This is a genomic window from Pedobacter duraquae, assembly GCF_004362245.1.
Taxonomy (GTDB): domain Bacteria; phylum Bacteroidota; class Bacteroidia; order Sphingobacteriales; family Sphingobacteriaceae; genus Pedobacter; species Pedobacter duraquae.
The window spans coordinates 1,191,411-1,203,799 of record NZ_SNWM01000002.1 but is presented as its reverse complement, the minus strand read 5'-3'; the positions used below and the strand labels follow the sequence as shown (position 1 = coordinate 1,203,799).

Below are 12,389 nucleotides of genomic sequence, written 5' to 3'. Positions count from 1 at the left end.
GATTGATGATACTGGTTGCAGATTTGAATTTATGTTTTCTTAAGCAGATCAGGAATTTTTTTATTGTTACCAACAATCCAGACGATGTCTTCGTTTTCAAAAATAAGGTTAGAATCAGGATTTAATATCCGCTGACCGCCTCTTTCTATGCCCACAACGAGTCCTTGCGTTTTTTCGCGGATGCCTGAATCCCGGATACTTTGTCCATACACTGGCGAACTACTGTTGATGACGATCTTTTGAAGGGTCATATCTTTTTTAGGAAAACTGACTTCATGTTCGTGTGCATTGCCCTCAAAGAGTTGCTTAACAGCAGCCAGCTCTTCATCAGTTCCGATAATCAATACTTTATCGTTAGGATATAAGCGTTCCGCTCTACCTGGCGTAGGGATCATCAATTTCCCGCGTTCTATAAGTGCGATGTTTATCCCATATTTTTCGCGCACACCAAGGTCTACCAAAGAACGGCCAACAATTTCTGATTCTGGAGCAACAATCAACTCTGTCAGGTGACTATCCCAGGGAAGTATTTCTGGCTGTGCATTTTCAATCTCGCGGGCGTTAAGGTTCCCGAGAAAACGATTTTCTAATCTATCGTAAAAAGTCTGCAGCTTTCTGGAGAAGATAAACAATACCGCAATCATCAACACCAGTGCGATTAGTCCGGCTACTGCGCTGTCATAAAACTGATAAATCAGGAAGCCCACAAAGAAGATTCCCAGTAAAATCCTGAGTACCTCAATCGCTATCAGTGGGCCACGGGTATATCTTTTGTTAAGCCAAAGATTCGTGTAAGCCTTTCTTTGAATTCTTCGGATAGACAATGCCCATAAAAACGGAAGCATCAGCACCAGCGAAAGAAATAAAGCCAGGATAATACCACGGTCGCCATTAATCAGGTGCTCGGTAATAAACGGTTGTAAATATCTTGCCCCTAAAAACACACAGGCAATGAGGATTACAGCATGAATTACCGTATTAGAGGCATAGGATTTTAATAGCGTTTTCCAGTCGCTCATCGTCGTGATCCCAGCCGTAGAAGCACTGTATTTGCGAATACCTGCTGTCCATTTTTCAGGGAGTTTCCGATCCAGGAAGTTATAAAAAGGCTCTGATGCCTTAATCAAATAAGGGGTAGTAAACGTTGTAATTGCAGATACCGCCACAGCAATAGGATAAAGGAAATCACTTGTTACCTTTAATGTTAGACCCAATGTGGCGATGATGAAAGAAAACTCACCAATCTGCGCCAGGCTCATTCCCGTTTGAACAGCCGTTTTAAGCGGTTGCCCGGAGATCAGTGCCCCCATGCCTGAACTTAAAAATTTACCCAGCACTGTAGCCAATGTAATGATGAGGATAGGTAGCGCATAGTCTATCAGAATTGCGGGATCAATAAGCATCCCTACGGATACAAAGAAAATCGCTGCAAATAAATCTTTAACTGACTTAGTGAGGTGCTCAATTTTTTCAGCCTGCGTTGTTTCTGCAAGTATTGATCCCATAATGAACGCCCCAAGGGCGGGGGAGAACCCGACTTTTACAGCAAGCAACACCATAAGAAGACAAAGTGCAACAGAAACCACAAGCATGGTTTCATCATTCATTAAGTTCTTTGTCTTTTTAAGAAATGTCGGCACCAAAAATATACCACCTATAAACCAAAGCACCAGGAAGAAGCAAAGCTTGAGGATCGAGACCAGCATTTCTGTGCCGGCAAATTGCTGACTGACTGCCAAGGTAGATAAAAGAACCAGTAGCAGAATAGCGACCAGGTCTTCTACGATGAGTACACCAAATACCAGGTTAGCGAATTTTTTATGCTTAACTCCGAGTTCTTCAAAGGCCCTGATGATGATTGTTGTGGAGGATACAGAAAGGATCCCGCCTAAGAATATACTGTCCATCGTGGACCAGCCCATGGCCATGCCAGCACAAAAGCCGATTACCAACATCACTAAGACTTCTACAACGGCGGTGATAGAGGCTGAGCCGCCCACTTTAACCAGCTTTTTAAAACTGAACTCAAGGCCGAGACTGAACAGCAAAAAGATTACACCGATCTCTGCCCAAATGTGTATACTTTCGTTATCAGTAACCGTTGGGATGAATTTGATATGCGGCCCAACTAATAACCCTGCAAGGATATACCCTAATACTAACGGTTGTTTTATCTTTTTGAACAGCAGTGTGGTTATTCCTGCCGCGGCAAGTATTAAAGCTAAATCGGTAATGAGCTGCGGTAAATGAATCATAGGCATATTGGGTATCCTTGCCAATATACGCAAATAATAAGCCTGTTTTTAATCTAAAGCTGGTCTTTTTACCTGTCAGGATATTTTTTTAAAGAATTCAAGGGTATCTTCCTTGTCTTTCCCCAACTGGACTTTTAAGGCTTCCAGTCCGGTGAATTTCACATCGTGACGCAAAAATTCATTAAAGTACATCGTGATATATTGTCCGTAAATTTCCTGGTCAAAATCAAAAATATTAACCTCGATATTTCTGGTCATTCCGTTGATTGTTGGACGTTGTCCGATGTAAGCCATACCCCGATATTCTCTTTTGTCTATGGCCACTGTAACCGCATAAATTCCGTCAGAAGGGATGATCTTATAACTTTCTTCTACAAAGATATTTGCAGTAGGGAAGCCTATGGTACGGCCAATTTTGTCGCCCTTAATTACCCTTCCATATAAAGAAAAATAGTAACCGAGGTATTCGGCGGCTAATGCCACATTACCTTCCAGAATAGCAGTTCGGATTTTAGTAGAGGATACGGCAACATCGTTGATATCCTGCTCCGGAATCTCCTCAATACCGTAGTTGAGTATCGTAGAATATTCCTGAAGCTCTTTCATGCCCCCCTTCCGGTCTTTTCCAAACCGGTGGTCATAACCCACGATAATCTGTTTCATGCCCAATTGTCCAACAAGGATGTTTGCGATATATTCCTGCGGACTCAGGTTGGAGAAATCACGGGTAAATGGTGTAATGATGAGGTGGTCAACACCAAGCTCTTCCAGGATCTTTGCTTTCTCATCGATGGTATTCAGCATTTTGAGATCCTGATTTTCGGGATCAATAATCAATCGGGGGTGCGGAAAAAAAGTAAGGATCACACTCTCACCGCCATTTATTTTTGCCAGCTCGCACAGTCTTTTAATAATCTTGTGGTGACCAAAATGTACGCCGTCAAAAGTACCGATGGTTACTGCTGCATTGGTTAACTTTGTAAACTCCGAAAGGTGGTTATATATTTTCAAAACGTGGAAATTATGTTAGTGTAAGGCCTGTTTTTTTACAACGCCTCCTTTAATGTCTGCTATTTGTTGTTGCACCACAAAAGCATCAGCGTCGATCTGACGGATAGCGGTCTGAAGCTTGCCCATTTCCAGCTTAGTAACAACAGTGTATAGGATGTCTATGTCTCTTTTTTCGATATACCCACCTTCACCCTTATAAATGGTCACACCACGTTTCATCTCATTCATGATGTATTGCTTGATGTGTTCATTCTTTTCAGATATAACGGTAACACCGGTATATTGTTCTATACCGTTGACGATATAATCAACAGTCTTAGATGCCGAAAGATAGGTTAGTATTGCATACAATGCAGTGGTTATGCCGAGGTATATGGCCGCAAAGCTGAATATTGCGATATTCAGGATCAGGATGATGTTGCCAACCGTAAGGACACTTTTTCTACTGATGTAGAGTGCCAGAACTTCAGTACCGTCAATTACACAACCACCGCGCATCGCCAAACCGATACCACCGCCTAAAAACAGTCCCCCAAAAAAAGCAATGAGCAATTTGTCGTCTGTAATCGGCTGGAAGGGAATTACAACCAGCATAACCGCCAGGGCGAATATGGCAACAGATGTTTTAATCGCAAAACCTTTACCGATTTGCATATACCCCAGGATTACGAATGGGATATTGATCACCAGGATAAGATAATGGAGTTTAAGTCCAGTCAGCGTGCTGATCAACAGGGATATACCGGTTACTCCACCGTCAATAAACCCGTTAGGGATCAAGAAGCTTTTTAGGCCAAATGTTGCCGATACCACCCCACAGGTGATCAGAAAGAGTTCTTTTAAAAACCTTAGATTTTTACTCTTGAAACGGCTGCGCATGGCTACGATTCTTTTTTGCTACGAATATAGCTAACAAGGTCGGCTACTTCAAATGCATTCTCGAGCAGGAAATCCCCGCTGCGGGTTCTCGTTAGTTTAGACAGGTAGGCCCCGCTGTTAAGCGCCATACCGAAGTCTGAAACGAGGGAGCGGATATAAGTTCCTTTGCTGCACACGATTCTAAAATCTATTTCGGGCAAAGCAATCCGGGTGATCTCGAATGCGGATACGGTTACAAAACGTAACCTGAGTTCCGTTTCTTCGCCACGACGCGCTTTTACATACAGGCGTTCTCCATTCACCTTTACTGCAGAGTGTGCAGGGGGATACTGTTGGATATCTCCGGTAAATGCAGCCGTAGCGGCATAAATTTGCTGTTCAGTAATATGACTGGTGGGGAATTCCTGATCAACCGCTGTCTCCATGTCAAAAGATGGTGTTGTTGCACCAACTATCATGGTTCCGGTATATTCCTTTTCCTGTGCCTGAAAGGTGTCAATCTGCTTGGTTAATTTACCCGTGCAGATAATCAGTAAGCCTGTTGCCAGTGGGTCAAGTGTGCCGGCATGGCCTACTTTCAACTTTAGCGGCTTCATGCTGTTCCTGATCTTGCCAACCACATCAAATGAAGTCCACTTATAAGGTTTATTGATAAGGAGAAGCTCGCCTTCGGCAAAATTGAAATCAGGAAAATTTACAGCCGGTATATTGGAATCTGTTTGTTCTTCAGACATTAGTTAATCGTCATTGGTACATTTGCAAAGTAAAGGGCCAGAATAACGATACCAAGCGCAATTCTGTACCATCCGAAAACACGGAAACCATGCTTGGAAAGGAACGTGATAAAAGATCTGATGGCAATGATAGCCACGATGAAAGCTACAGCATTTCCAAAAAGCAAGAGCTTAATATTATCTGCGTTAAGCAAATGATAACCTTTTAACATTTTATATCCTGTTGCGGCACACATCGTAGGCACAGCAAGGAAAAAAGAGAACTCTGCAGCAGCATTTCTACTGAGCTTTTGCTGCATACCACCTATTATTGTGGCAGCACTGCGGCTTAATCCTGGAAAGGCAACGGCAAGAACCTGAAAGCATCCAATCTTAAATGCAGTCAGATTACTCATTTCTTGTTCATTGTGAATCGTCGGTTTTTGAAAGAAACGGTCGATAAAAAGCAGGACGATCCCGCCAAGTAGTAACACAACAGCGATAAAAATAGGATTACCAAGTGTGTTGTCGATGAAGTCGTTGAGCAGGAATCCAAAAAATAAAGCCGGAATCACTGCAATGATCAGCTTCACGTAAAACTGCCATTTAGAAAAGTCGAAGAACTTTTTCCAGTATAATACCACTACAGCGAGGATAGCTCCAAGTTGGATGGCTACTTCAAAAAGCTTAACAAATTCGTCAGTACCAATGCCCATAAAGGAGCTGGCAATAACCATGTGGCCGGTAGAGGATACCGGTAAAAACTCTGTTAATCCCTCAATAATAGCAAGGATTAAGGCCTGTATGTAATTCATGGTTTTACTATTTCTTTAAAATAGCATAAATACCAAAACCGAAACCGAAAAGCACAACCATTGGCGCCAATAACGTTTTTCTGAAATCGTAGATATCTGTTTCGCCAATCATCAGGATAAAACCGAATACAACGATAGCCATGCTGATTAACAGCAGTTGATAGTTCTTTTTAGTGAATACCAATTCACTCTTTTGATCCTGATGTACAGGAGTTGCTTTTTTTTCTGCCATTATCTGTAAAGGTCGTAAATTTTTAAACGTAAATACTTGCTCACCGCAAATAGGGTGCTGATCGCTGTAATGAAAATCCCTACACCTACAAGGAAGATCAGGACAAAACCGAATTCTGTGTAGTTTCTGAGGATAACGATCTCTGGAATCTCACGCTGGGCATAGAAAAGAACACCCAGCAAAATAATGATGGCAATGAACGCCGCGATCAATCCGTGCAGGGCCGCAATCAGGATGAAAGGTTTCCTAATGAAGTTGCGTGTGGCGCCTACCAGTTGCATACTTTTAATCAAAAAGCGCTGCGAATATATCGCCAGGCGGATGGTGTTGTTGATCAGCGCTACAGAAATAACCAATAAAATCGCAGCAAAAGCCAAAATCACGAGACTGATGGTGTTGATGTTTTTATTCACCATATCAATTAGTGAACTTTGGTAAATCACTTCCTTAACCACGGGATTTTTACTGATTTGAGCCTTTAAAGTCTCAATGCCCTTCGTATTGGCATAGTCTGCTTTCAGGTAAACATCTACTGTAGATAACAGTGGGTTGTAGCCCAGGAAGTTTACAAAGTCTTCGCCAAGATCCTGAGTCAGGTTCCGCGCGGCAAGTTCCTTGTTTACATATTGTGTTTGCCTAACGGCGATATTTCCATCCAGCTCCTTCTGAAATTGAATCACGTCGGCCTCTTTGGCACCTTCGTCAACAATAATATTCAGTACGATATTTTCTTTAACGTAATTAGAAAGGTTTTTGGCGTGCACCAGAATAAGGCCCAACATACCCAGCATTACCAGTACCAATGCAATACTGAAAATGGTTGAGATATAGATGGTCTTAGTCTTTTTAGAAGCATCACTGACTTCAAATTCTTCCATGTAGTTCTATTTATGTTTTGCGAAAATAAAAAATATAAGCAACTTAAATAAATAATAAGGCTTTTTATCCTGTTTTATACCTAAACCTATAACGAATGTCTAAATAAATGGTTTGCCGTCAAAAACCTTAACACAATTTAACATTCCTGGATATTAACAAAGCACGCTTCTGTTTCGGCTTTGGTCAATTATTTCGTTATTTTCGCGCTGTATAAAGGAAAACAGTCGTAATGGATTACCAATTTAAAGAAATAGAGAAAAAGTGGCAGGGCTTCTGGGCTCAAAACCAGACATTTAAAGCAGAAGCTACTTCTGATAAACCTAAGTTTTATGTGCTTGATATGTTCCCATACCCCTCAGGTGCCGGTTTGCATGTAGGCCATCCCCTGGGTTATATTGCATCAGACATCTTTTCAAGATATAAAAGACTCAAAGGCTTCAATGTGTTACACCCGATGGGCTACGATTCTTTTGGCCTTCCTGCAGAACAATACGCAATACAAACTGGTCAGCATCCGGCAGTAACAACAACAGCAAATATCGCAACCTACCGCCGTCAACTAGATCAAATCGGATTTTCATTCGACTGGTCGAGAGAAGTGAGAACCAGTGAACCCGGCTATTACAAATGGACACAGTGGATCTTTATGTTACTGTTCAATTCATGGTACAATCTGGAAACAGACCGCGCTGAAGATATCACCACCCTGATTGAGAAATTCAATGCCGCGGGTAATGCTGATGTTAAGGCGGTGTGCGATGAGGATGTTGTTTCCTTTATGCCTAGCGACTGGGCCACGATGACGCCTGAAGAAAAGCAAATTATTCTATTGAAATACCGTTTGACCTATCTGCGTGAGAGTACTGTAAACTGGTGCGCGGCACTGGGTACCGTGCTTGCTAATGATGAGGTTAAGGAAGGATACTCTGAAAGAGGAGGGCACCCCGTAGAACAGAAAAAAATGATGCAATGGAGCATGCGCATCTCTGCATACGCAGAGCGCCTGTTGCAAGGATTGAATACGATTGACTGGCCTGAGCCTGTAAAAGAGATGCAGCGTAACTGGATTGGTAAGAGTGTTGGTGCCAGTGTTAAGTTCCCTATTGCGGAAAATGAAGGTTTTATTGAGGTTTTTACCACCCGTGTGGATACCATCTTTGGTGTTTCTTTCCTGGTGCTCGCGCCTGAACATGAGCTGGTAAGTACATTGACAACGGCAGCTCAGGCAGATGCTGTTAACGGGTATATCGCCCAGACTAAAAAGAAATCTGAACTGGACAGGATGTCTGATACCAAAACAGTATCGGGAGCCTTTACAGGTAGCTACGTATTGAACCCGATCACCGGAGAAAAAGTACAGCTGTGGATTGCTGATTACGTACTTGCCGGATATGGAACCGGAGCTGTAATGGGCGTGCCGAGTGGAGATCAGCGCGACTGGTTATTTGCTAAGCACTTTGGCCTGCCGGTGGTCCAGATTCTGGATTCACAAACCAATATTGCCGAACAGGCTGATCCAACTAAAGAGGGGAAATATATCAATTCAGGATTTATTACCGGTATGACTTACGCTGAAGCTATTCCTGCAATCAACAGTTGGTTGGAAGCGCAAAATCTGGGTAAAGCAAAAATAAATTACCGCATGCGCGATGCAATTTTTGGTCGCCAGCGCTATTGGGGAGAGCCAATCCCCGTATATTTTAAAGACGGGTTACCTTACCTTATCAAGGAAGAAGAACTGCCTCTATTGTTACCTGAAGTCGATAAATATCTGCCTACAGAAAGCGGCGAACCTCCCCTAGGACGCGCAGAAAGTTGGAGCTACGAAGATCAGTATACCTACGAACTGAGTACAATGCCCGGATGGGCAGGATCCAGCTGGTATTGGTACCGTTATATGGATGCCATGAATCCTGATCGCTTTGCTTCAGAAGAGGCTGTAAGCTACTGGAAGGATGTTGATTTATATATTGGTGGTTCTGAGCACGCAACAGGACACCTGTTATATAGCCGTTTCTGGAATAAATTCCTGAAAGATATGGGCTATGTGAATGAGGAAGAGCCATTTAAAAAGTTAATTAACCAGGGTATGATCCTGGGGCGCAGTAACTTAGTTTACCGTGTAATTGAAGCCGATGGTAAAGCTACCAATACCCTGGTTTCTCACGGACTTAAAAATCAATATAAAACTACCGCCCTGCATGTAGATGTAAATATTGTAGATAACGAAATTCTTGATATTGAGAAGTTTAAACTTTTTAGGCCTGAGTTTGCAGATGCTGAGTTTATTCTGGAAAATGGACATTATATCTGCGGTGTTGAAGTGGAGAAAATGTCTAAATCCCTGTACAATGTCGTTAATCCTGATGTACTGATCGAAAATTACGGTGCAGATACGCTGCGTATGTATGAGATGTTTTTGGGTCCGCTGGAGCAAAGCAAACCATGGAATACAAACGGTATTGAAGGTGTCTTTAAATTCTTGCGCAAGTTCTGGAGGTTGTTCCATAATGAAGCATGGGAATTTAATGTTTCTGACGCTGAGCCTTCTAAAGCTGAACTGAAGACCCTGCACAAAATTATTAAAAAGGTACAGGACGATATTGAGCGGTTCTCGTTCAATACTTCAGTTTCTAGTTTTATGATCGCCGTAAATGAGCTCACAGATTTGAAGTCAAACAATAAGCAGGTTCTGGAAAACCTTGTCGTCGTGTTGGCGTCTTATGCACCCCACATCTGCGAGGAGTTGTGGCAGTTGTTGGGAAATCCTGCAGGATCACTATCGTATGCAAAATATCCTGTTTTCGTGCCTGAGTATTTGGTTGAGGACGAATTTAGCTACCCGATATCGTTTAATGGTAAGACCAGGCTGAATCTGAACATCAGCTTAAGCCTTGACATTCCTGCAGTAGAACAATATGTTCTTGCCGATGAGCAGGTGCAAAAATATCTGGAAGGAAAAGCCCCTAAAAAGATGATCGTTGTTAAAGGACGGATCGTGAACATCGTGATCTAGACTACCATAAATTCCTTGTTAAATGCATCAGTTTTCCGCTGATGCATTTTTTTTTGCCGGTCATAATCTGCCTTTTACCCCGAATTTTCGACCGGTCGTCATCTTTTACTCCTTAAGGGGTGTAACAAAAACGACCTTGCACAGACTAATCTCAGTAAATTATACAAATCGATTATGAAACGAATGATACTATTGTGTGTGGCCCTGTTCAGTATTGCGACTGCTAAAGCGCAATTTGGAGTAGGAGGAGGTACCACTAAAGTAACGGTGACCGGAAGGATTTCGGCATTGATATTAGACTCGGTAACAAAAAAACCTGTTGATTATGCGAGTGCATCTCTAATCCGTGTTAAGGATAATAAATCAGTTAACGGTGGCCTGACTGACGAAAAAGGAAAGATCTCGATTCAGAATGTTTCACCAGATCAATATAAGCTGTCTATAGGCTTTGTGGGTTATAAAAACAAAACAGTACTGGTAAAAACAACACCTGAAAAGCCAGACCTCAATGCAGGAACAATTTATCTGTCACCATCTTCAAATGATCTTCAGGAAGTGCAGATTACAGGCCAGAAAGCATTGGTAGAAAATAAGATCGATAAGCTTGTTTACAACGCTGAGCAGGATGTAACCATCGCAGGCGGAACGGCAGGTGATGTAATGCGTAAAGTACCGATGTTATCAGTAGATATGGACGGGAACGTATCTTTAAGAGGAAGTTCTCAAGTCCGTGTACTGATCAATGGCAAGCCTTCAGGGACCATGGCAAACAGCGTTGCTGATGCATTAAAAATGATTCCTGCGGAGCAGATTAAGAGTATTGAAGTAATTACCAGCCCTTCGGCAAAATATGATGCAGAGGGATCTGGTGGTATCATCAACATCATTACAAAGAAAAAAACAGCTCAAGGGGTAAATGGATCTGTAAATGCATCTGCAGGTACCCGTCAAAACAATGGTACTTTTAGTCTGAATGCCAAACAAGGTCGTCTAGGATTTACCAGTAATGTAGGTGTACAGTATGCAATACCTCAGGATACCAGAATCAGCATCCTCAACCAGAACATCGCTCAAAATACAATTCTTACACAAGATGGTTATACAAAAGCAAAAAGATGGGGTTATAACGGAAGCGTTGGTGCCGATTATGACTTTAACAACTACAATAGCTTCTCCACTAATATCAAGTTCAATAAATTTGAGAACGGTTCTGATGGTTCACTAAACGTAATTAGCACTGCACCTGCCGGAACAACAAACTATGAACGGATCACCAAGAACGAAGGGTCGATGAGTAATGTTGACTGGAGTGCAGATTACAGGAGAACAACTAAAAAAGAAGGCGAAGAACTCGCGATCTCAGGACAGGCATCATTCGGTAGAAATACCAATGACTTCAATACAAGAAACGTATTTGCAACATTGCCAACGGTAACTATCCTGGGTAACAACACAGGTAAGAACAACGAATACACAGCACAGGGGGATTATACCTATCCGTTTTCGAAAACAGTAATTTTGGAAACAGGATTAAAAGGTGTTTTCAGAACGATAGAAAGTAAGTATCAGAATACCAACCAAAACTTCGACTATGATCAGAATGTTGGTGCCGCGTATGGTGTATTAAGTTTCAAAGTAGCCAAAGCAACAAGTGTTAAAGGTGGTTTGCGTGCAGAATATACCGACATCAGTGGTGTTGCAGGTTCCAGTCTTAATTTTAAAAACGATTACTTCAATCTTTTTCCAAGTGTAATCGTATCTCAGGCATTGTCTCAAATGACCAGTTTAAAGCTGAGTTATAACAGAAGGATGCAACGTCCAAGCTTGTTTTATTTGAACCCGTTCCTTGACGATAGTGACCCTGAAAATCAGCGCAGAGGTAACCCTGCATTAAGTCCGGAACTTACCGATCTGATGGAGTTAAGTTACTCCACTTATATTAAAGGATCTGTAATTAATGCTTCAGTATACTATAGAAACACAAAAGATGTAATCGAAAGCGTATTTACTCCAGCGCAAAAATTAACTACTTATTTTAACGTCGGTACAAGTAAATCGTACGGATCTAATGTTTTTGCTTCCTATAACCCATTGCCAAAATGGACGTTAATGGGGAACTTCAGCATCAACTCATATGAGGTAATTAATCCTGATACTCAGGTGAGCACTGGCGTTTACGCTAACTATACTGCATTTATGCGCTCGGCAATCGCTTTTACAGGTGGGTGGAACACAGAGGTCTTTGGGGTTTATAATGGTAAAAGAAGAAGCTTCCAGGGCACAAGTGGTGCGATGGCTTTTTACGGTGCTGCGCTTAAAAAAGACATCATGAAGAAGAAAGCAACTGTGGGTATCAATGTATTCAACATCTTTGCTCGTGATTTGCATATTGAAAACAAAAACAGTAGCCCAAGTTTCGTGCAAAGCACAAACGTCTACTATCCGATCCGTTCATTCGGTTTGAATTTCAGCTACAACTTCGGCAAGATCAATTACAATGCACAGCCTAAGAAAAAGAAAATCACTAACGACGACTTAAAACAAGGTGAGCAGCAACAAGGTGGCCAAATGGGCGGCCAGGGTAAATAA

Annotated in this window: 9 protein-coding genes; 2 read left to right on the top strand and 7 right to left on the bottom strand. The window is 42.0% G+C overall.

Annotated elements, in window-relative coordinates:
* Window positions 1–29: 29 nt before the first annotated feature.
* The 7 genes from CLV32_RS11200 to CLV32_RS11170 all read right to left on the bottom strand — a co-directional run bounded on the left by CLV32_RS11200 (window position 30) and on the right by CLV32_RS11170 (window position 6,783).
* A complete protein-coding gene (locus CLV32_RS11200) occupies window positions 30–2,255 on the bottom strand; it encodes a cation:proton antiporter domain-containing protein (protein WP_133555418.1) in 2,226 nt (741 codons plus the stop codon).
* Window positions 2,256–2,330: 75 nt separating this feature from the next.
* A complete protein-coding gene (locus CLV32_RS11195; RefSeq protein ID WP_133555416.1) occupies window positions 2,331–3,266 on the bottom strand; it encodes a bifunctional riboflavin kinase/FAD synthetase in 936 nt (311 codons plus the stop codon).
* A gap of 15 nt (window positions 3,267–3,281) precedes the next feature.
* Entirely contained in the window at window positions 3,282–4,145 is an 864-nt protein-coding gene (locus CLV32_RS11190; RefSeq protein ID WP_133555414.1) for a YitT family protein, read from the bottom strand.
* Window positions 4,146–4,147: 2 nt separating this feature from the next.
* Window positions 4,148–4,879, bottom strand: coding sequence for a tRNA pseudouridine(55) synthase TruB (gene truB / locus CLV32_RS11185; protein ID WP_133555412.1), 732 nt, complete (start codon window positions 4,877–4,879; stop codon window positions 4,148–4,150).
* Window positions 4,879–5,673 carry an undecaprenyl-diphosphate phosphatase gene (locus CLV32_RS11180; RefSeq protein WP_133555410.1) on the bottom strand — a complete coding sequence of 265 codons (795 nt, stop codon included), beginning with the start codon at window positions 5,671–5,673 and terminating at the stop codon, window positions 4,879–4,881. Before CLV32_RS11180 ends, truB begins: the two co-directional genes overlap by 1 nt.
* A 7-nt stretch (window positions 5,674–5,680) precedes the next feature.
* Window positions 5,681–5,905: a DUF3098 domain-containing protein gene (locus CLV32_RS11175; RefSeq protein ID WP_133555408.1), complete on the bottom strand. Its 225-nt coding sequence runs from the start codon at window positions 5,903–5,905 to the stop codon at window positions 5,681–5,683.
* Window positions 5,905–6,783, bottom strand: coding sequence for a cell division protein FtsX (locus CLV32_RS11170; RefSeq protein ID WP_133555406.1), 879 nt, complete (start codon window positions 6,781–6,783; stop codon window positions 5,905–5,907). The genes CLV32_RS11175 and CLV32_RS11170 overlap by 1 nt, the downstream gene beginning before the upstream one ends.
* 230 nt (window positions 6,784–7,013) lie before the next feature.
* Here CLV32_RS11170 and leuS point away from each other — a divergent pair, with 230 nt between their 5' ends.
* On the top strand, window positions 7,014–9,800 hold the full coding sequence (leuS, locus tag CLV32_RS11165; protein WP_133555404.1) for a leucine--tRNA ligase: 2,787 nt from the start codon (window positions 7,014–7,016) through the stop codon (window positions 9,798–9,800).
* Between the two features lie 174 nt (window positions 9,801–9,974).
* Window positions 9,975–12,389, top strand: coding sequence for an outer membrane beta-barrel family protein (locus CLV32_RS11160; RefSeq protein ID WP_133555402.1), 2,415 nt, complete (start codon window positions 9,975–9,977; stop codon window positions 12,387–12,389).